This is a genomic window from Candidatus Margulisiibacteriota bacterium (assembly GCA_041658645.1).
In the GTDB taxonomy this organism is placed as follows: domain Bacteria; phylum Margulisbacteria; class WOR-1; order O2-12-FULL-45-9; family XYB2-FULL-48-7; genus JBAZZV01.
This window is the reverse complement of the sequence record JBAZZV010000004.1, coordinates 127,272-148,525: the sequence shown is the minus strand read 5'-3', so window position 1 is coordinate 148,525 and position 21,254 is coordinate 127,272. Positions and strand designations below refer to the sequence as shown.

The window sequence follows — 21,254 nt, the reverse complement described above, 5'->3', positions numbered from 1 at the left end:
GTCACTTATCTTGCAAACAAGCAATTCCAGGAAGAACCTTACCTTCGACAAATTCCAGTGAGGCGCCGCCGCCGGTCGAGATGTGGGTCATCTGGTCGGCCAGGCCGGCCTTTTCCACTGCCGCGACCGAATCCCCTCCGCCGATCACGGAGATCGCCCCCTGGCCGGTCGCCGCCGCGACCATTTTGGCGATCTCAAGCGTTCCCTGGGCAAACTTATCAAATTCAAAGACCCCCATCGGGCCGTTCCAGAAGATCGTCTTGGCTTTCTTGATGGCGTGGCCGAACTTGGTGATCGTTTCCGGACCGATGTCCATCCCCTGCCAGTCGGCCGGTATCCCGGCCCGGGTAACGTGCTGGGAGTTGGCGTTGGCGCCGAATTTGTCGGCCACAATGTGGTCGATCGGGAGCATGAAAGGAATGCCGCGGTCGATCGCTGTTTTTAGGATCTCTTTGGCCAGGCCGACCTTATCCGCTTCGACGATCGACTTGCCGACCTCTACCCCGCGGGCTTTAAAAAAAGTGTAAGCCATCCCGCCGCCAATGATCAAAACGTCGACTTTTTTCATTAGATTTTGGATGACCTCGATCTTCCCGGAGATCTTGGCGCCACCCAGGATAGCCACAAAAGGCCGGGCCGGGTTAACCATCAACTGCCCGAGGAACTTGATCTCCTTCTCCATCAGGAAGCCGGCATACCCTTTTAGGTATTTGGTCACCCCTTCGGTCGAGGCATGAGCGCGGTGGGCCGTGCCAAAAGCATCGTTGACATAGACGTCGGCTAGCGCGGCCAATTTTTTGGCGAATTCGGGATCATTATTCTCTTCTTCCTTGTAAAACCGGACATTCTCCAGCAGGAGAATGTCGCCGGCCTTCATTTTGCCGACAGCCGCTTCCACTTCCGGACCGAGGCAATCCTTGACGTAACTAATCTCTTTTTTCAGCAGCTCACCGAGCCGTTTGGCGCAAGGGGCCAGGCGCAGTTTATCTTCCGGCCCGGTTTTTGGCCTCCCCAGATGGGAGACCAGGATAACTTTGCTCCCTTTATCCGCCAGGTATTTAATGGTGGGAATGGCGGCCCGAATGCGGGTATCATCTCCGATCGCCTGTTTCTCATCCAGCGGGACATTGAAGTCAACACGAACCAGCACCCGCCGGCCCGTTAACTCTTTAATATCCTCGATTGTCTGTTTGGCCATGATCGACTGACTACTTCTTGCTGGCGATCAGTTTCAGGAGATCAACAACCCGGCAGGAATAACCCCACTCGTTGTCATACCAGGAAACGACCTTGAAGAAGCGTTTCTCTCCCTTCAGATTATTCTGCAAGGTGGCCAGTGAGTCATAGATCGAAGAGCGGTCGTCATGGATAAAATCGGTAGAGACCACTTCTTCGTCGGCCACGCCAAGTATCCCCTTGAGATAGCTCTGGCTCGCCTTCTTGAGCAGGGCGTCGATCTCTTCGATCGAGGAATCCTTGAGCGAACGGAAAGTCAGGTCGACAGCCGAAACATCGGCGGTCGGGACGCGGAAAGCCATGCCGGTCAGCTTCCCCTTGGTCGCCGGCAGCACCTCGCCGACCGCTTTGGCCGCGCCGGTAGTCGACGGGATGATATTGATCGCTGCCGCCCGGCCGCCGCGCCAATCCTTTTTGGACGGGCCGTCAACGGTCTTTTGGGTGGCGGTATAGGCATGGATCGTCGTCATCAGGCCGGTCTCAATGCCGATCCCTTCCTTGAGGATAACATGGACGAGCGGCGCCAGGCAGTTGGTGGTGCAGGAGGCGTTGGAAATGATATTGTGGATGGCCGGGTCATATTCGCCGTCGTTGACCCCCATGACGATCGTCTTGACCTCGCCCTTGCCCGGTGCTGTGATCAGGACTTTCTTGGCGCCAGCGGCCAGGTGGCCTTGGGCTTTTTCCGAGTCGGTGAAGAGGCCGGTCGCTTCGATGACGACCTCTACGCCAAGCTCTTTCCACGGCAACTGGCTCGGCTCCTTGGTCGCCATGACGCATTTGATCTTCTGGCCGTTGACCTCCAGGACATCTTCGGCCGCCGCGCGAACGCTTCCCTCGAAGCGCCCGTGGACGGAATCATACTTCATCTGGTAAGCGAAATATTTCGCGTCGGTGCTGACATCGACCACCGCCACGACCTCGATTTCCTGGCCCAAGACACCTTTAGCCGCCATCGCGCTCAAAACCTGCCGACCGATCCGACCGAAACCGTTGATCCCAACCTTAACTGCCATCTCTTTTCCCCCTTCTAAACTTTGGACTTTCGAAAATTATATCATCAGCACGGGTAAAGCGCAACTCGTGCTATAATCCTCGCCATGGAAGAGTCCTCCTCCTGGAAAGTGATCATCCTGGCCGCCCTTTTCTCCCTCGGGGTCCTGGGTGTCGCTTACTTTCTCATCTCCCCCCGCGACACGACCTTCTTCAACGACACTAAGCTCGAAAAGATAGCCGAGTTCCGGCAAACCAGGATCGAAGGGCGGCGTGAGGGAAAAAGGCTCTGGGAGCTTAAAGTTGGTTATGCCTGGACCGACAAGGCCCAGGAGGTCACCACCCTGCAGGGGATCACCGCCGGCCGCATTTACGACAAAGAGGGCCATCCGGTCCTGGCCAACTTGGCCGCGCCGCGCGGCCTGACCTTCCGCCACAGCGAGATCGTGGAGGCATTTGACGCCCGCACCCGGCTCGATCTCGGCCGGGTCGGCCGGTCCAACCCGAATAAAAGTAAATGGGTCAGCATCCGCGCCGACCATATTAAGTTCGTCCCGGCGGAAAAGAAGAGCTGGCTCGATGGCCATGTCGTCCTGACCGAGCGCAACGGAGTGATCCGGGCAGGGAACATGGCCATCGACCACGAGAAAAAGAGCGCCCTGCTGACCAGCGGGGTCAAAATTGACCGCCGCGACGGCTTGATCAACGCCGATTCTCTCGAATATCTCGGGGAAGCCGAGCAAATGACCGCCACTGGCCAGGTCGACATGAGCCTGAAAGAAAGCGCCCAGAAGACCAGGATCAAATGCCGGCAGGCAACCTTCTATCTCGATATCGATCGCGACCTCAACCTCGCCGGCAGCCTGGAGGTCGCCCAGGGAAAAAAACTTTCGGCCGCCGACGCCGGAACCTACTCCCGCCGGCAGAAACGTCTGGCGTTGAGCGGGCGGACCAAAACTATCCTGGAAAAAGCGGAGGCCGCTCTGCGGACGGGCTCCCTGACCAGGCTGAACAGTCCTGACAAACAGGCTATTTTAAAAGGCAAAACTGTCGTCCTGGCAAACGAGATCTTCTTTGCCACCAAAACGGGCGACGCCCGCGCGACCGGCAGTGTCGAGGTACAGCAACAGGGTCGGACTGCCCGTTCCGAGACTGCCTTCTACGATGAGCGGCAGGAATTACTGACCCTCTCCGGGAATGTCTTTATGAAACGGGGAGAAGAGTGGATCGCCTGCCGCAAGGTCGTGGTCTCCGTCGGCCGGGAGACCTTCGAGGCGCTCGGCGTGACCGAAGCCAAGTTCAAGCTGTAGGGATCACCCAACCCTCACCCGACTCCCTTAACACTCTCACCCTCTCCCAAAGGGAGAGGGTATGTTGCCTTGCATAACACCTTCTCCCTCTGGGAGAAGGTGCGTATCCTCAACGCCACGGATGAGGGCTAAAATATCAGCTTATGCCGGCGCATCGCCACGCTCTGCAATATCCCGAGGGCGGCCAGGGTCATGAAGAGCGACGAGCCGCCGTAGCTTAACAGCGGCAAAGGTATCCCCACTACCGGCAGCAAGCCGAGGGCCATCCCGATGTTAGCCAAGACGTGAAAGACGAGCATGACCGCCACTCCGCTCGCCAGCATTTTCCCAAAACGATCGCGAGCCCCGTCGGCGATGACCAGCGCCCGCCAAATCAGCACCCCGAACAGGGCAACGACCAGGAGCGAACCGAGCAAGCCAAACTCCTCCCCGATCACCGAGAAGATAAAGTCGGAATGCTGTTCGGGAATGAATTGCAATTGCGTCTGCGAGCCGTGCAGGAACCCTTTGCCGAACAAGCCGCCCCCGCCGATGGCTATCTTGCTCTGCATCGTATGATAACCGGCGCCATAAGGGTCGGCCGCCGGGTTAAGGAAGGCAATTATCCGGTTTTGTTGGTATCCCTTGAGCATCGCCCACATATAAGGTACCGCAACTCCCACCCCGATGTTAACCCCGAGGACCAGGAGCCAGTCCAGCCACTCGGCCCTGGTCAAAAAAAGGACCAGGACGAGCACGGCCAGATAGGCCAGCCAGAGCGGCAGAATGGGTCGCAGGAGAACGGAAAGGAACGGCGTCACCAGGAGGATCAACAGGCGCGGCGAAGATTCCGCTTGAGCCAGCATACCGACAAAGATGGCGATAAAGACCAGCGCCGTCCCCAGGTCAGGCTGTTTAAAGATCATTAGAAAAGGGAGCCCGACCAGCGCCAGCATAATCCCTGTCTCCCAGAGGCCGGAAACTTTTTGGCGCTGGGCGAGGAAAGCGGCCAGGATAATGATGAGGGTCAGCTTGGATAGTTCTGACGGCTGGAAAGAGAGCGGACCCAGGGCGATCCAGCGCTGCGCGCCGGAGGCGGCCGCGCCGCCGAACAAGACCACCAGAAGAAGGACCAGCGTCAGCCCGTATAAAACAGCCGCCGCCTTCTGCAAATGCCGGTAGTCGAGATAAGCAAAAAAAGAGATCCCCGCTCCGGCTACAAGCAAAGCGAGAAATTGGCGGATAACGTAGGTAAAAGGGTCGGCCCCGATTTTGATCTGCAAGCGATAGGTCGCGCTAAAGATCGCCAGGAAACCGAACAGCAGAAGACCGCCGACCGCCAGCCAGACCGCGGGGTCCGACAGCTTCAGCATCCGGAAATTGATCATCCGGCCAGTTCCACGGCCGCCAGCAGCGCCCGGGCTTTATTCAATGTTTCCTGATATTCCTCGGCCGGCACGGAATCGGCCACTAACCCCGCTCCCGCCTGAACAAAGGCCCGGCCGTCACGTATTAAAATTGTCCGGATAGCAATCCCTGAATCAAGGTCGCCGGAAAAGCTGAAATAACCGACACTGCCGGCGTAGAGGCCGCGCCGCCGGTTCTCCAGCTCGTCGATGATCTCCATCGCCCGGACCTTGGGGGCGCCGGAGACGGTCCCCGCCGGAAAACAGGCGCGGACCAGGTCGATCGCGTCTTTCCCGGGCTGGAGCTGACCGGTGACATTGCTGACGATATGCATGACGTGAGAATATTTTTCGATCGACATCTCTTCGGTCACTTTGACGCTGCCGTAAGCGCAGACCCGGCCGAGGTCGTTCCGGCCTAGATCGACCAGCATGATATGCTCGGCCCGTTCTTTTGCCGAGGCCAGCAGTTCCCTGGCCAATTTCTGGTCCTCGGCTTCGTCCCGGCCGCGCGGTTTCGTTCCGGCGATCGGCCGCAAGGTCGCCTCCCCTTTTTCCAAGCGAACCATTACTTCCGGAGAGGAACCGATGATCCTCGTCTTCCCCAATTTAAGGTAGTACATGTAAGGCGACGGGTTGATCATCCGTAAAATTCGATAGACATTGAGCGAGTCGGCCGGACATTTGATCTCCAGACGCTGTGAGAGAACTACCTGGATGATATCGCCGGCCCGGATATATTCTTTGGCCCGCCGGACCATCGCTTCGTATTCTCCCCGGGTCAGGTTAGAGCTGGCCGGCGCTTTCAGCTCTGAATGGGCGGGAACCTCCAGCTCATCCTTGGTCCCGGATAATTTCCGTTTGAGCTTCCGCTCCAGCCCCGCTATCCTGGCGCAGGCCAAGCGATAAGCCTCATCGGAACCGCCGGTAATGTGGGCATTGGCAATGATCAGGATCTTATGTTTGACGTGGTCGAACGCGAGAAAAGCGTCGGCCAGCAGGAACTGGAGTTGGGGCATTTTCAGATCGTCTAAGTTCTTATCGGGAAGCCGCTCGATCTCCCGGACGGCATCGTAGCTGATATAACCGACCAGGCCGCCGGTGAAGCGCGGCAAGCCTTTCGTCTCGACCGGACGATACTTTTTCAAAGCCGCGCGAACTTCTTCCAGGGAACTAAAAGTCAGTAATTGCTTTTTTGCACAGGTCCCTAAAAAGGAATAACGGGCGATCTTCTCCCCCCCTTCGATCGATTCGAGGAGGAAAGAATACTCCCCTTCGATCTTCTTGAAGGCCGAGACCGGCGTCTCCAAGTCGGCGACGATCTCCTTGTAGACCGGCACGAGGTTCCCTTTTCGGGCTAACTTCTTAAATTCGTTAATGTTTGGATAGAACATAATTTACAGCCCTCACCCGCTGACGCATAGTATCCCCCCTCTCCCAGAGGGAGAGGGATTTTCGATTATCTTTTCAAACCTATCGGATACTTCTTTCAATATTTTATTTAAAACCCTTCTCCCCCTGGGAGAAGGTCTTAATCCTCAACGAGTCTAGATGAGGGCTGCTGGTCTCCCTATTTCTTCCTGATCAGAACAAACTCCGCCAATTCGACCAACGGCGCTGCTTTGCCACGAAAAATTCTTAAAGCCTTGATGGCTTGATCTTTCTCCGTAGCGGCCATCCGCCGGGAACGGTCGAGTCCGACCAGGTAAACATAACCTTTCTTCTCGTCCGCCCGGACCGGCTTCCCCAGCTCCGCTTCGCTCGCCGTGGCATCAAGTATATCATCGGCGATCTGAAAAGCGAGCCCGAGATGTTTGGCATAGGCGGTTAGCGCCCGGATCTCACCCGGCGTCGCGCCGCAGATCTTGGCCGTCCCTCTGACGCACGCCTTGAGGAGGGCCGCTGTTTTCCAGCCGTGGATATGGCGCAACTCGGCCAGCGTCGGCTGCCGGTTGGCCGATTCGAGATCGGCCACCTGTCCCTCGACCACTTCAAGCAAGGCCCTGGACAGCTCTTCAACCGCCGTCGGATATCGGGCGATCAGTTTAAAAGCCAGCGTACTGAGCGCGTCTCCGGCCAGGATCGCCACCCCTTCGCCAAAGGCTTTATGGCAGGTCGGCTGGCCGCGGCGCAGGTCCGAGTTGTCCATAGCCGGCAGGTCGTCATGGACCAGCGTAAAAGTATGGATCATCTCTACTGCGCAGGCGAACGGCAAAACTTTTTTCGGCCGACCACCAAGCACTTTAGCGGTCAGCAGGCAAAGTTGCGGCCGGAACCTTTTCCCCCCGGCCAGGACCGAATACCGCATCGCCTTCGCCAGCTTCCCTTTTCTTGGGAGAATCCGGTTTAATTCTCGATTAATATTCCTTAATTCGTCATTAGTCATTAGACATTAGTCATTACCGTCTTACGGTAATTCCTTTCGCTTCCAGATGGTCCTTGATCTCCCTGATCGTCAGTTCGCGGAAATGGAGGAGCGAAGCGAGCAAGGCCGCGTCAGCGCTCCCGCGCGAAAATGCCTCATAGATGTGTTCTTTTGTCCCGGCCCCGCCGGAGGCGATGACCGGTATGTTGACCGCGTCAGCGATCGCCCGAGTAAGTTCCAGATCGTAGCCATTCTTGGTCCCGTCGCAATCCATGCTGGTCAGAAGGATCTCTCCAGCGCCCAATTTTTCCGCCTTCTTCGCCCACTCTACCGCATCCAGCCCCGTCGCCGTCCTCCCCCCATGCGTATATACTTCCCATTTCGGCGTCGTGGTTCGTGGTTCGTGGTTCGTGATTCGTTTGGCGTCAATGGCAACGACGATACACTGACTGCCGAATTTCTCCGCCCCCCGGGTGATCAGGCTGGGGTCTTTGATCGCCGCAGTATTGACCGAGACCTTATCGGCACCGCCGGACAGTATCTCACGCATCGTTTCCAGATCGTTGATCCCGCCGCCGACGGTGAACGGAATAAAGACCTTCTCCGCTACGCGGCGGACGACCTCGAGCATGATGTAGCGTTTGTCGGACGAAGCGGTGATATCGAGGAAAACGAGCTCATCGGCCCCTGCTTTGTCGTAAAAGATGGCTTGTTCGACCGGATCGCCGGCATCGATCAGGTCGACGAATTTGACCCCTTTGACGACCCGGCCTGCGGTCACATCGAGACAAGGAATTATTCTTTTAGCTAGCATTTATAACCCTCACTTCGTAACAATTGTACCTTGGCCTTGGCCCCCCAGGCAAATCCCCCCGGGCCATTTTTGGCCACGACCCGATGGCAAGGGACGATCGGCGCAAAAGGATTTTTGTTCAAGGCGTTACCGACCGCCCGGGCCGCGCCGGGTTGGCCGATCTGCCGCGCCACCCAACCGTAGGTCCTGACCTCACCGCGCGGGATCTTTTTGACTACCCGGTAAACTTTTTTCTGGAAAGGAGATATTTTTCTATTTTTGCCCATGAGGTATTAACGACATTCTTTTCCTTTAGGCCGACTTTTTTGAGGAGTTTCTTGGCAATGGTAAAATCCCCCAACATCGAAGCGATGTGCGAGTCGGTCCCCAGCACCAACTGCCAATCAACCGCTTTGACCGCATTCACCAGTTCGAGGGCCATGGCTTCACTGCCGGGGCGGGAAAGCGGCGAACTGTTATTCAATTCTGGGACAACTTTTCTTTCCTTAGCGGCGGCGACAACTTCCTTGATATTGACCGGGAATTGCGGATTATCCAGGTGGGCAATAATGTTGATCACCGGGTTTTGGATCGCCCGGACCATGACCGCAGTGTTCTTCGCCTCGCCCTGGTTCTCGTAACCGCAACGCGGATGCATCGCGACAATAACTATGTCCAATTCTCCCCATTTTATATCGACCGGCTTGATATCGATCTCTCCCTGGTCATTAATGATATTAGCTTCGATCCCGCGCAGCACGCGGACCCCTCTGATCAGCCGCGGAATCATCCTCATGTTAGCAAAGTGATAGTAATGAGGGGCGCCAGGCATCGCCGGCCCGTGATCGGTCAGGGCAAAACCCTTTAAGCCGATCTTTTTAGCTTGAGTGACGTATTCTTCTAGCGTGGAATAAGCATGGCCCGAGGAGACGGAGTGGACATGGAGATCGGCGACCAGTTTCATGAGGACTTGGCTATTTCTTCGTCGGAGATGTCAAAGTTAGCGTGGACCGCCTGGACGTCGTCCTGGTCTTCCAGTTTGTTCATCAGATTCAGCATTTTCTGGGCGGCCTCGCCGGTCAATTTAACGGTCGTCTCGGGGATCATCGTCACTTCCGCGCTGGTCAGCTCAAAATTCTTCGCTTTTAAGTCGTCGCGAACCTTCAAGAAATTTTCCGGAGTAGTCACCACTTCGATCTCGCTCTCTTCGGAAAGGACATCTTCCGCCCCGGCTTCGAGCGCCGCCTCCATCAGCTTTTCTTCGTCCACCCCGGCCTTATCCAGGACGAGACTCCCTTTCCGCTTAAAGAGGTAGGAGACACTGCCGCTGGCGCCCAGGTTACCGCCGTGCTTTTCCAGGATGCTCCGGATCTCGCTCGCCGCCCTATTCCGGTTATCGGTCATCACTTCGACCATCAGGGCGACCCCACCCGGGCCGTAGCCTTCATAATTGAGTTCTTCCATGACCGCCTCGCCGCCGCCGATCCCCTTCTCGATCGCCCGCTTGATGTTATCGTTGGGCATATTGGCCGCTTTGGCTTTATCGATACCAAGGCGGAGACGAGGGTTCCCGTTGGGGTCGCCGCCGCCGATCTTGGCCGCGGTCGATATTTCCTTGATGATCTTAGTAAAAACCTTGCCGCGCTGGGCGTCGGTTTTCGCCTTAGCATGCTTGATCGTCGCCCACTTGGAGTGTCCTGACATGTTAAATCGACTCCGCGTCGTTGAGCAGACTGCGGTAGAATTCGGAAAAACTTTTCTTTTCCTTGCCGGAACGGAGGTCGATCGCCGCGCGCGGGTGCTGGTTAAGGATGCCGGTGATCATATCGGGGATCAAGTACCCCCACTCTATTTTCTGGCGGAGGGGGATAAATTCCTGTTCGATAACGTCAAGGATCGGATCGAGGCGGTACTTGGGGTTCTTCAGGAAAGCCAGTAAAAGCTCCAGCGGGCAGTTCCCGGCCGCCCGGCCGATGCCGAAAATGGTCGCGTCAAGGAAGTTCGCCCCCTTGCGGATCGCCTCGATCGTGTTGGCAAAACCGAGCTGCTGGTTATTATGGCAATGGATGCCGACCTCGATCCCTTTCGGAGCCAGGTGCTTGGCGTATTGCGCCACCAGGAAATGGATCTGTTCGGAGAACAAGGCCCCGTAGCTGTCCACAATATAGACCGCCTTGACCGGCGTGTTCGCCAACTGGGCCAGCGCTTCTTCCAGGTCCGGGGCCAGGGCGGTGGAAATAGCCATGATATTTACGGTCGTTTCATAACCCTTATCGGCGCAATGCTTGAGGAGCTCGATCGCCTTATCGATATCTTTGACGTAACAGGCGACCCGCATCATGTCGACCACACTGTCTTTTTTTAAGGGGATATCTTCCGGCAAGACCCGGCCGATATCGACCATGGTCGAGATCTTGGCCTTGGTCTCGACCCCTTCGATCATTTTGCGGACGAAATCCTCGGTGCAAAACTTCGCTTTGCCGTACTTGTCGGGGGAAAAGAACTTGGTCGAGGCGCGATAGCCTAGTTCAACGTAGTCGGCCCCGGAGGCGGCCACGGCCTGATAGACCGCCCGGACGAACTTATCTTCGAACAGATGTTCGTTGATCAGCCCGCCATCGCGGATAGTGCAGTCAAGGACTTTGATCTGTGGACGGTACATAATGTTCAATTATACGATAATTTTCAGAGGGGGGCAAGACCGATCTTAGCTATGAAATTCTGCGCGGATTATAGCGATAATATATCGGATATGATCAACATTCGAGCCATCGCCTGTAGAGCTCTAAAATTGGCGGCCATTCCCCTGGCCCTCCAGGGCGCCGCCTGTACCGGCCAAGTGATCCAGCCGGAACAGTGCCTGAAGTTCAAAGAAAGAGTCTGCCAGCCGCACGATGTTCAAGTGATCGTCCAAAGCCAAACCTATAAACAAGATGAGAATGATCTCATCGCCCGCACCCAGCTGCTGATCAAGGCCTTGCCTGCCTGCGCGACTGAAGGCATAAGCACCATAATTTTGGGCGACAAAGCGATCAACGATGCGGCCGGCGATTATGTTTGCGAGACCCGCGAATCATCCGACGGAACATCGTCAGCCGACTGCCGCATTGTTATCAACCTCAACTGGCATGGCGATGACAAGGAACCTCTGATCTTTAACGGCCAGCGGCTCTGGAAATACACTTTGATGCACGAGGTCGGCCACAATGTTTTTATAAATACCTGCGATCACGGCGGGTTCGACACGATTGCCTTTGATGAAAACGGCAAACCTCTAAGCTCCGACGACCGGGATTTTATCACGGAATACAGCCCGTTCCCAACGATCAAATTCCCCAGCGCTAAAAAAACTAAAAAAGAAGATTTCGCTTATGCATTTGCCAGCTACCTTCTCGACCGCAATTCATTCATTGATAAAACCGGTGATTCGGATATGATGGGAGATAAATATATGGCATTGATGATCTCTTACTTAGGCGATCTTACGATAGATCTTTAGAGCGCCGCGATCCCGATCTTGGCCAGCGCTTTCATATAAAGAGAAACATACTTCTTGGCCGAAGCGTCCCAGGAGTAATCGAGCTGCATCACTTTTCCCTGCAAGGCTTTCCAACTGGTCTTCTTATGGAACGTTTCGATCGCCCTTTTAACACAATTTAACAGGGCTTTTGAGCTATATTCCTCAAAGACAAAACCCTCCCCGGCTCCCGTTTTGGGATCAAAATCATGGACAGTGTCGGCCAGGCCGCCGGTTTTCCGAACGATCGGGATCGTCCCGTACTTAAAACCGATCAACTGGCCCAGGCCGCACGGTTCGTAACGGCTGGGCATCATGAACATATCGCAGCCGGAATAGATCAGCTCGGCCAGGAGGGCGTCGAATTTGAGATTGACCCCGACGTAATCGGGATATTTTTGTCTGGCTTTCAATAACAGTTCGTGGTATTTCCGGTCGCCGACGCCGAGGATAACGATCTGGCAGTGCTCTTCTATGATCCCCTCCAGCGCCCCGGCCAGAATATCAAAACCCTTCTGGTCGGCCAGCCGGGTGATCAGGCCGATGACCGGCGTCTCTTTTTTCTGCGGCAGATTATTTTGCTTCTGCAGTTCGATCTTATTTTCGACTTTCAAGGACAAGGTCGCCGGGCTGTAGCGCTTCGGGATATTTTTGTCCGTGGCGGGATTCCAGATGTCGTAATCGATGCCGTTGACGATGCCGTAAACGTCGCCCGACCTAAAACGGAGCAGGCCGTCCAGCCCCTGGCCGAACTCTTTGGTCTGGATCTCTTTCGCGTAGGTCTCGGAGACCGTATTGATCACATCGGCGTAAACAAAGCCCGCCTTGGTCAAAGCGAGATCGCCCCAAAACTCCAGCTTCTCGGGGACAAATTGCTCCGGCCCCAGGCCGGTCAGGGGCAGTTTCTCCTTGGGGAACATCCCCAGATAACCCATATTATGGATGGAGTAAACGGCGGCCGTACGCGCAAAAAATGGATCGTCTTTATAAAGAACTTTTAGATAAGCTATAACGAGCGCCGACTGCCAGTCGTTGCAGTGGATAATGTCCGGCTTCCAGTTGATCTCTTTCAGGAAAGGGAGCAGCGCCCGGCAGAAGGCCGAGAACCTTTCCAGATTATCGGGATAATCGACCCCCTTGACCTGGTAGAGCTCTTCCCGGCTGCCAAAATACTTTTCGTTCTCGTAAAAATAGACCGGCACCTTGGTCCCAGGCAAAGTTTTGGCCGACCGGTCAACTTTCTTGTATCTCGGCATGAAAATGCGGATATCGTGGCCGATCTCGGCTAGCGCCTTGGGGAGCGCGCCGGCCACATCCGCCAGGCCGCCGGTCTTAGCGAACGGCACGACTTCAGAGGCAAGATATAATATTTTCATAAGATCGAATCGATCTTCTCGACATACTCGTTGGCCAGCTTCTGGGCGTCACGATCGCTCCCCGCTTCGGCGCAGACATGGACGGTCGAGCGGACCGGGTCCGGCAGGACCAGCACCCAATCCTCGCCGTGGAAAAGTTTGACCCCGTCGGTCAGGTCGGCCTCATGCTCGCCGCAACCGTCGATAATACTGCGCAGGACAGTTCCCTTCATTTCCGGCGAACAGGAGATCTCCTTGCAAACCATGTTGACCCTCGGCACTTCGGCGGCCACCGCGGAGAGCTTGACCTGGGCACGCGAGATGACCTCTAAAAGTTTGGCGGTGGCAAACATCGCGTCAAAGGCCGGCTGGAACTCGGGAAAAATAAAGCCGCCCTGGGTCTCCCCCATCAGGTCGATATCCGGCCGGGTCGAAACCTCCATCATGTCGCGGGTGCTCGTCTTGGTCCGGATGATCTTCGCTCCGTATTTAAGGGCAAGCGCGTCGACGATCCGGCTCGCCTTGACCGGCACGGCGATCTGGGCGTTTTTCTTGGCTTTAGCGATCAGGACCGTCATGACGGCCAGTTCCAGATTTTCTTGTAATATATTCCCCCGCTCGTCACAAAGAAAGATCTTTTCCGCTCCGGTATCGAGCATCACCCCGAGGTCGGCGTTAAGCGATTTGACGATCTGCGACAACTGCTTTAACCCTTTCTCGAACATCACCCGGTTCTTGGTGATCTTGGTCTCGTCGATATGCGCGTTGAGCGAGATGACCTCGATCCCCAGCTCCCCTAGTATCGCCGGGAAGATATTGGCCGCGGAACTGCAGGCGTAATCGACCACGACCTTAAAATTGGCCGCGCGGATGACCTCGCGGTCCAGGCAATTGAGTATCCCTTCCTTGTAGGACTCGGCCACCCGGTGGAACGGGAAGGTCAATTCCCCGGTCTCTTCGATCCCGGCCCGCTGGAAGTCTTCGCCGTAGAAAAGGCGTTCGATCTTCTTTTCGCGCGACGACGGGAGGTCCATCCCGTCCTGGTCGAAGAACTTGATGTCGACGACCGACGGGTCGTACGGCGATTTCCTGACGTGAAACCCGCCGCGGCTCTTGAGCGCCTTGAGCTCGTAACGGTTAACGGGGATCGGCACCTCTTCCAGGTTGGAGATATTGACCCCGGCTGACAAGACGCCGGAAACGAGCGCCCGGTAGATCATCCGTGACGCCTTGTGAGAATCGCGTGAGGTGGAAATATATACCCCTTTCCCCAGGACGGAACCATAGGCCGCGCCCAGCGAGGCGGCGAATTCCGGCGTGATCTCAATGTTGCAGAGACCGGTCACCCCGAACGGGCCAAAAATACTCTTGGTCCAGCGCTCTTTCCAGAGCATCGAGCTGGTCACGACCGCCCCTTCTTCGATCACCTTGTTCGGCCAGATCTTGACGTACGGCTTGATCACGGCGTCGCGGCCGATATTGCACTCCGCACCGATCACCGACCCCTCTTCCAGGATGGTCCGCTCACCGATGACCGTGCCGCTGGCGACGACCGCCTTGAACAATTGCGCTTCGGCCCCGACCTGGACCCGCTCCCAGAGGATCGACTTAAAGAGCAGCGCACCCCGCTCCACCCGGCAGTGACTGCCGATCGAAACATCTTCCAGCACGGCCTCATCACCGATCACGCTATTCTCGCCGATCACCACCACCCCTTTGAGTTTGGCCGAAGGAGAGACTTTCGCCCCCTTGGCGATCTGGTAAGGCTTCCCCCCCGAGAGATCGTCGTGGATCGTGGAGTATTCCTTTAAGCTGCCAATATCTTTCCAGAGGCCGGTTGCGATATAACCATAGAGTGGTTTGCCGGCCGCTAGCAGCTTAGGGAAAAGGTCTTGGCTGAAGTCGCTCCCCTTCCCTGGCGGGATAAAGTCGATCGCTGCCGGCTCCAGGATATAAATGCCGCAATTGACGGTGTCGGAAAAGACCTCGCTTGGGGACGGCTTTTCCAGGAAACGCGTGATCTTCCCCCCTTTGTCGGTGATCACAATGCCGTAAGGGAGGGGATTGGGGACGCGGGTCAGGAGCAAGGTCGCCAGGGCGGACTTTTCCTTATGGAACTTAACCGCCGCCTCCAGGTCAAAATCGGTGATAACGTCGGCGCTGATGACGAGGACAGGCGCTTGCAACCCCCGGAAACTCTGGGCGGCAAAACGGACGGCGCCGGCCGTCCCGTAATCCTCCTTAGCCTCAACATAGTTCAGCTTGACGCCAAATTTCTCGCCGTTGTTAAAATAGTTCTTGATGATCTCGGGCTGGTGATAAAGGAGCGCGGTGATCTCTTTGAAGCCGTGTTTGCGCAAAAGGTAGATGGCATATTCCATCATCGGCCGGTTGGCGACCGGGACCATCGGCTTGGGCAAGTTAACGGTCAGGGGATGCAACCTAGTCCCTAGCCCACCAGCTAGGACGATCGCCTTCATGAGTACACCTTATAATCAAGGTCGGGGAAGAGATTATCTTTCCACTCTTGTTGCGCCAGGTATGATTCGCTGATCGCGTTGGACTTGATCATCTCATATAACCGGGTAAAGCGCTCGACATGGTCTTTCGTCCGCTTGACGGCGTAAGGGACGCAGGTCGCCGTCTTCATGATAAAGGCCCAGTCAGACGATTGGGCGAGCAAGAGCTCGCGCGCCGCCTGGTTGAGGGCTCGCGACTGCAGGCCTTCAGCTCGAGGATAGGCACTCGCCAGCTCGACCATCCGGTCGGCCGCTTTATGGAGATGGCGGTAGATCCAATCGTTTGACCCTTCCAGCCAAACCTCGGCGTAACCTTTGTAACCCCAGGAAGACATCGACGGGGTAACGATCTGGTTCCTGGGGTACCAATCAAGATACTCCGTGGGGGTCGTCAGCTTGACGGTCTGCTGGTCGTGATAGGCCTTGCGGAAGAGAAAGTTCAGCCAATCCGGGCCCTCATACCACCAGTGGCCGAAAAGCTCGGCGTCATACGGCGAGACGATCAACGGCTTCTTCCCAAGGTAACCGTTGAGGTGCTCGACCTGCTTCTCCCGGTTGAAGAGAAAATTGCCGGCGTGGGCGGCGGCCTGGTCAAGCGCCCACTGGCGGTTATACGGTTGTTTGAAAGCCAAATCGACCTGGCCGGTGATGCGGAAATATTTGATCCCGGTGTTGATCCTCGTCCCGTCGACGTGGATGTAGGGCCGGATGTAATCATAATCAAGGTCAAAGCCGATATCGCGGTAGAACTCGCGGTAATTGTAATCGCCCGGGTAACCATCGACGGCGCTCCAGACCTGTTTGGATGATTCCATGTCCCGGCCAAAGGCCGCCACTCCCGACTGGCAGTAGATCGGGGCGAAAACGCCGTATTTCGGCCGCGGGGTGCCATGCAGGATGCCGTGGGTATCGACCAGGAAATAACGGAGGCCGGCCTCCTTCAGTATCTCGTCGTGCCCCGGCTGGAAGCCGCATTCCGGCAGCCAGATCCCCCGCGCCCTCCGTCCGAACAGTTTTTCGTACTGGGCGGCGGCGATCCTGACCTGCGCCCGGACCGCCTTCGGATTGATATCCATTAAGGGGAGAAAACCGTGGGTCGCGCCGCAAGTGATGATCTCGAGCTTCCCCAGGTCCTGGAATTTTTTGAAGGCAACAATTAAATTCCGGCCGTACTTGCCGGCAAAAAGCTCCCGGGCCTCGATCAACTGCCGGTTATACATCCTGGCCAGTTCGTTAAATTCCGGCTGCCAGCGGGTCCGCTCGATCTCCTTAGCCGTAAGCTCGATCAGCCGTTCGAGGTGATTAAGGTAGCGTTCCTGCAGCAGCGGATCGATGAACATCGAGGCGAGCGTCGGGGTGATCGACATGGTCAGGCGGAAGTCGACCCCGTCATCCACCAAACCTTCAAAGACTTTGAGGAGCGGCAGGTAGGTCTCGGTGATCGCTTCGTAGAACCAATCTTCTTCCAGGAAATCTTCGTACTCCGGATGGCGGACGTACGGCAAATGGGCGTGGAGAACGAGCGCGAGATAACCCTGCTCTGCCATGCCGGGTTATTCCGTTTTTCTTTCCACGACCTCGGTGATCTTGCGCCGTTCGGCGCCGTCATCGCGGATCGCTTCGATCGGGATGACCTGTTGGCCGTCCGGCAGTGTGAAGCGCAGGCTAAAAGTTCCATCGGCCCGGAGGTCAATTTTATGGCCCTGCACGGTCACGGTCGCCGTCGGCTCGGTCGCGCCGTAGACGATCAGTTCGCAATTAGCCACCAGCCAAAAAGGCCGCTCCCCTATTTTCCTGACCGGGGAACTAAAGGACGAGACCCAGCCGGAGGAGCCTTCCTCGTTGAACCGTTTCCTCATCATTTCGCGGATCTCTTCCGAGCCGCGGCCGATGCCGAAACCACCCGACAGGGCGTAGAGCCGCTCCCAGTCAGGCGTCAGCCATTGCTCGTCGATCACGTCGGACATCCGGTCGAGCGGCGTAGTCACCCAGTTCGAGCGGGCGGCGGCGATAAAGCGGCCGTCGGCCAGCAGGAAACCTATGTCGACGCAATAGCTCCGGTTCGGCACCGGGACCTTGAAATACCAGGTCCGCGCGCCGCCGTGGACTGCAATGTCAAAACTGCGCCAGTCGCCGGTATCGTAAACCCGGAGGAATTCGCGGGCATTGGCCAGAGCGCTCGCCCCGACTTCGCGAGCGATCGCCTGGCGGCGCGCCTCGTTGACCTCCCAATAAGCGTAGAGCCAGAAGGGGTCACGGACCATCAGGACGATCCGGTTATCGCCGTAACCCGAAGGCAATTCGGCCGGCCGCTCTTCAGCTAATTTCTGGATGACCGGGCCGGCATAGTACTTGCTCTCTTCGATCTGTTGTTCCTGGGGTTCGGGAAATTGATTGATAACTGGTGGTTTGACAGTGGTGCGGCGCGGAGCACGTTTAACCGGAGTTTTCTTGACCGGAGCGGCTTTCCCGGCCCGTGGTTTTTTCTGTGGTTTTTTCACTTGAGCGGTTTTGACCGCTTTCTTTTTTTCCGCCATACAGTTTACCTGACCATGTCAGATCTTTACTTCTCGCAGATACTTCGCCGCCTCTTCGGGCGCAGTCGGGTTGATGTAGAGCCCGGAACCCCACTCAAAGCCGGCCTGCTTGGTCAGCCGCGGGATGATCTCGATATGCCAGTGGAAATCGTACTGGATCGTCCCCCAGTAATCAGGTTTACCCGGACGCGGCACGGAATTAGGCGCCGTGTGGAGGACATAATTATACGGCGGGTCGTTCAGCGTCTTCTTGAGCCGCATCAGGACGTCTTTCAAACAGCGGGCCAGCTGTGACCGCTCTTCATCGGGCATCATCTGGAAACCGGCCTCATGGCGGCGGGGCATCAGCCAGATCTCAAAGGGAAAACGCGAAGCGAACGGGGCAAAACAGACAAAATACTCGTTCTCGTAGACCAGGCGTTCGCCTGAACCGAGTTCCTGGCGGATCATGTCGCAGAAAATGCACCGCTCCTTCTCCTGGAAATAAGCCCGGCAATTGGCCAGCTCCATCTTGACGTAGCGCGGCGTGATCGGCGTGGCGATCAACTGCGAGTGCGGATGGGAGAGCGAGGCGCCGGCCGCTGTTCCGTAATTCTTGAAGACCAGGATATAGCGGAAGCGCTTGTCTTTCTCCAGATCGAGGATCCGTTGTTTGTACGCCCAGAGGACCTTCTCCACGTGCTCATCAGCCAGGTCGGGGATAGTCTCGTCGTGCCGGGGGGTTTCGACGATCACTTCGTGCGCGCCGATCCCGCTCATCATGTCGTAGATGCCGGTCCCGGTCCGGTTGACGTCGCCTTCAATGATCAACGCGGGAAATTTATTGGGAATAACTCGGACATCCCAGCCAGCGGTATTAGGGGCGGTCGACGCTTTGCGCCAGGCGATGATCTCGGGCGGGGTCTTGGCTTCGTTCCCGCCGCAAAAGGGACAGAATTTGCCTTCCCCTTCCGCCGCGACCGTAGTCCCGCCAAAATCGGTCGGCCGTCTTCCCCGCTCGGTCGAAACGATTACCCAGCGGTCGGAGATCGGATCTTTACGTAGCTCAGGCATGCTTAACCCTCCTCAATGCGTAAAACTATCTTGACGTGCCACTTCTCATCCGGGGCGAGCGCCAATCGCCAGCTGTGGAGCAAGGATGAACCCTGAAAATTCTTCTCAAAACCAGACTCGGATTGCGAGACGGTCTCGATCGGGAAGCGCCACAAAAGCGCCGGTTGACTTGAGTCAAATGATACACTAAAGCCTTTCCACTTGTCAACGAACTTGACCACCCGCACCGCGTCATTTTCTCCGACGCTAGCCAGGGCCCGGTCGGTCAGGTCAACCCCTGCTATCTCATAATAGCGATCGTCCGCCCGTCCGGCCAATAAATTGATGTTCGATTCGATCCCGAACCAGGCCTGCAGCGGCTCTTTTCCCTGATTGGTTATCTGATACTCCACGGTCACGATCGATTGCCGGGCGTAAAAAGTGACCTCTTTCTCCACTTTGACCGGCTGGCCGTGGACCTTCCCCAGCCGGCGCAGGACCAGCGCGGTCTCGCTCCCCCGCCGTTTGGGCATGAACTCGTACGGCCTGATCGTGAAGTCCCCGACCTCGTGATAGCTCGCCCGGCGATATGATTCAAAAGTCGTCCCCTCGGCCAGGAAATGGTCGAGGAAACAAAGCCGGCGATGCCAGTCGTAATTAAGCGCCCGGTCCAGGCCCTCTTCCTTGGCGGCGACGATCTCATGGATCGAGGCTGTCCCCGCGCCGCTGTGGCTCCCCGGCGCGTTAGGCGCCTCGCGCAGTTTGTGATGATAGGTCTCTTCCCGCCGGGCCAGGGTATTGATCAGGTTGAACGCCTTTGGTTTATAATCCAGCTCAAACAGCGCCCCGCCGTAGTTCGGCGAAAAATAAAGGTTGAGCAGGTTATTGGAGAGGATCACCTCGTCAAAACCGTCTTTATCAAAATCGGTCACGGCGATCTCGGCGTAATCATCCTTGGCCCGGGCGTATTTATCGAGCAGGTTCTCCGCCTTGATCAAATGTTCGTAAACCGCGTGGCGGAGATAATTCAGGTAGAGGCCGCCAAAGACCCCGTGCCAGTAAGCGCAGTTACATTGCCCCTTATAGAGTTCCGCCTGCGCCTCTTTGAGCCGGCTTTCCCGTTCACTTTCGCCGATCAGCGATTTCCCTTTTTTCAGGGTTTGCAGTCGTTGGCTGACCTGCAGCATTTTCTTGTGCATGTTGTTCGATTCCGGATATTTGACGAAGAAGTTGCGGAAAAAGCCCCCCTTAAAGAACTGGCTGTACTCCTCGAATTTACCCTGCTGCTTGAGCTCGGCCGTGATCTTGGCCAGGCGGCGGCCCGATTCGGTCGGCAATGACCACTCCATCATTTCAAAATAAGAGGCGGTCGGCAGATAGATGCGCGCCTGCGGCGGCACTTCTTCCAAATATTCGGAAAAAGTCATAGACTCGATCCATTCCGAGTTATCTTCCAGCCTGGTCAGCAGTTTTTCCAGATACCCCTCTTCGAACACCCATTTATGGGTCCCCGGCCAGACCCCGAATTTCTCGCCGTCATCGGCCAATATCCCGGCGTTCCGCCCGTCTTCGGTCGCGATCGAGCGGAGATAATTGATCGTCTCTTCGGGGAGCTTGAACGGGATCAGGTAGCGCAGCGTCTTGTTGATGGGAAATATCTTGAGGGTCGCCCCCTCCTCTTCGGTAATGTAATGCCCCAGTAATTTTTCCGGGGGGACCCCGGCCGAAATAAAATGCTGATCGTCGACCATCACATATTCTATGCCGGCCTGGGCCAGGATCTTGGGCAGGTGCGGCTCCCAGATCCGCTCGGTCAGCCAGAGGCCGCGCGGGGCGACCCCGAACTTCTCCTTGATGAACTCGTTGGAGCGGGTAATCTGCCCGAGCTTATCTTCGTCCGGAATGATCGGGATGATCGGCTCGTAGTAGCCGGCGGTCATGATCTCGGCCTGGCCCCGTTTGACCAGCTTTTTGAGGTAATCGATGAACTCCGGATGCTTGTCCAGGAACCAGTCGTAGAGAATGCCGCTGTAATGGATAGCGAACTTGACCCTGGGATGAGCGTCCATCGCCTGGATGAACGGGAGGTACGACTTCTCATACGACTCGTCCATGACGTGCTCAAAATTACCGACCGGCTGATGACAATGGATCCCGAACAGGAACTTAACTTTCTTCATTTTAAATAATCGAACTCCTTGTTTTTGAAGTT

At 56.5% G+C, this 21,254-nt stretch carries 18 protein-coding genes; 2 read left to right on the top strand and 16 right to left on the bottom strand.

Annotation, left to right across the window (positions count from 1 at the left end; genetic code table 11):
• Position 1: 1 nt before the first annotated feature.
• Together WC903_04680 and gap are read right to left on the bottom strand one after the other, a co-directional pair.
• Positions 2-1,198: a phosphoglycerate kinase gene (locus WC903_04680; GenBank protein ID MFA5893238.1), complete on the bottom strand. Its 1,197-nt coding sequence runs from the start codon at positions 1,196-1,198 to the stop codon at positions 2-4.
• Positions 1,199-1,208: 10 nt separating this feature from the next.
• On the bottom strand, positions 1,209-2,252 hold the full coding sequence (gap, locus tag WC903_04675) for a type I glyceraldehyde-3-phosphate dehydrogenase (protein ID MFA5893237.1): 1,044 nt from the start codon (positions 2,250-2,252) through the stop codon (positions 1,209-1,211).
• 84 nt (positions 2,253-2,336) lie between these two features.
• On the opposite strand from gap, the gene WC903_04670 reads away from it, so the two are divergent.
• Positions 2,337-3,539, top strand: a complete 1,203-nt coding sequence (locus tag WC903_04670) for an LptA/OstA family protein (protein ID MFA5893236.1) — start codon at positions 2,337-2,339, stop codon at positions 3,537-3,539.
• A gap of 128 nt (positions 3,540-3,667) precedes the next feature.
• Here WC903_04670 and rodA read toward each other — a convergent pair whose 3' ends face one another.
• The 8 genes from rodA to WC903_04630 form a co-directional block, all read right to left on the bottom strand.
• Positions 3,668-4,906 (bottom strand): rod shape-determining protein RodA, encoded by a 1,239-nt coding sequence (rodA, locus tag WC903_04665; protein ID MFA5893235.1) that lies wholly within the window; start codon positions 4,904-4,906, stop codon positions 3,668-3,670.
• A complete protein-coding gene (trpE, locus tag WC903_04660) occupies positions 4,903-6,318 on the bottom strand; it encodes an anthranilate synthase component I (GenBank protein MFA5893234.1) in 1,416 nt (471 codons plus the stop codon). Before trpE ends, rodA begins: the two co-directional genes overlap by 4 nt.
• A gap of 176 nt (positions 6,319-6,494) precedes the next feature.
• A complete protein-coding gene (locus WC903_04655) occupies positions 6,495-7,310 on the bottom strand; it encodes a polyprenyl synthetase family protein (protein MFA5893233.1) in 816 nt (271 codons plus the stop codon).
• A gap of 13 nt (positions 7,311-7,323) precedes the next feature.
• On the bottom strand, positions 7,324-8,103 hold the full coding sequence (gene hisF / locus WC903_04650) for an imidazole glycerol phosphate synthase subunit HisF (protein ID MFA5893232.1): 780 nt from the start codon (positions 8,101-8,103) through the stop codon (positions 7,324-7,326).
• On the bottom strand, positions 8,097-8,369 hold the full coding sequence (locus WC903_04645) for an MGMT family protein (GenBank protein MFA5893231.1): 273 nt from the start codon (positions 8,367-8,369) through the stop codon (positions 8,097-8,099). The genes hisF and WC903_04645 overlap by 7 nt, the downstream gene beginning before the upstream one ends.
• The gene (locus WC903_04640) at positions 8,318-9,046 is read right to left on the bottom strand and encodes a PHP domain-containing protein (protein ID MFA5893230.1); all 729 of its coding nucleotides are present in this window, start codon (positions 9,044-9,046) and stop codon (positions 8,318-8,320) included. The genes WC903_04645 and WC903_04640 overlap by 52 nt, the downstream gene beginning before the upstream one ends.
• Complete coding sequence (locus WC903_04635; GenBank protein MFA5893229.1) at positions 9,043-9,786, bottom strand: YebC/PmpR family DNA-binding transcriptional regulator; 744 nt, start codon at positions 9,784-9,786, stop codon at positions 9,043-9,045. Before WC903_04635 ends, WC903_04640 begins: the two co-directional genes overlap by 4 nt.
• 1 nt (position 9,787) lies before the next feature.
• The gene (locus tag WC903_04630) at positions 9,788-10,744 is read right to left on the bottom strand and encodes an aldolase catalytic domain-containing protein (GenBank protein MFA5893228.1); all 957 of its coding nucleotides are present in this window, start codon (positions 10,742-10,744) and stop codon (positions 9,788-9,790) included.
• 90 nt (positions 10,745-10,834) lie between these two features.
• Here WC903_04630 and WC903_04625 point away from each other — a divergent pair, with 90 nt between their 5' ends.
• Positions 10,835-11,581 carry a hypothetical protein gene (locus WC903_04625; protein MFA5893227.1) on the top strand — a complete coding sequence of 249 codons (747 nt, stop codon included), beginning with the start codon at positions 10,835-10,837 and terminating at the stop codon, positions 11,579-11,581.
• On the opposite strand, the gene glgA is transcribed toward WC903_04625, so the two are convergent.
• From glgA to WC903_04595, 6 genes are read right to left on the bottom strand one after another with little or no spacing between them, the layout of a single operon-like run.
• Positions 11,578-12,975 carry a glycogen synthase GlgA gene (gene glgA, locus WC903_04620; protein MFA5893226.1) on the bottom strand — a complete coding sequence of 466 codons (1,398 nt, stop codon included), beginning with the start codon at positions 12,973-12,975 and terminating at the stop codon, positions 11,578-11,580. The genes WC903_04625 and glgA overlap by 4 nt on opposite strands.
• A complete protein-coding gene (locus tag WC903_04615) occupies positions 12,972-15,434 on the bottom strand; it encodes a mannose-1-phosphate guanyltransferase (protein MFA5893225.1) in 2,463 nt (820 codons plus the stop codon). The genes glgA and WC903_04615 overlap by 4 nt, the downstream gene beginning before the upstream one ends.
• Positions 15,431-17,020, bottom strand: a complete 1,590-nt coding sequence (locus WC903_04610; GenBank protein MFA5893224.1) for a 1,4-alpha-glucan branching protein domain-containing protein — start codon at positions 17,018-17,020, stop codon at positions 15,431-15,433. Before WC903_04610 ends, WC903_04615 begins: the two co-directional genes overlap by 4 nt.
• Before the next feature lie 6 nt (positions 17,021-17,026).
• Positions 17,027-18,010 carry a DUF4912 domain-containing protein gene (locus tag WC903_04605; GenBank protein MFA5893223.1) on the bottom strand — a complete coding sequence of 328 codons (984 nt, stop codon included), beginning with the start codon at positions 18,008-18,010 and terminating at the stop codon, positions 17,027-17,029.
• An 18-nt stretch (positions 18,011-18,028) separates the two neighbouring features.
• Positions 18,029-19,063: a galactose-1-phosphate uridylyltransferase gene (galT, locus tag WC903_04600; GenBank protein MFA5893222.1), complete on the bottom strand. Its 1,035-nt coding sequence runs from the start codon at positions 19,061-19,063 to the stop codon at positions 18,029-18,031.
• A 2-nt stretch (positions 19,064-19,065) separates the two neighbouring features.
• Positions 19,066-21,222 (bottom strand): alpha-amylase/4-alpha-glucanotransferase domain-containing protein, encoded by a 2,157-nt coding sequence (locus WC903_04595; protein ID MFA5893221.1) that lies wholly within the window; start codon positions 21,220-21,222, stop codon positions 19,066-19,068.
• Positions 21,223-21,254 lie beyond the last annotated feature (32 nt).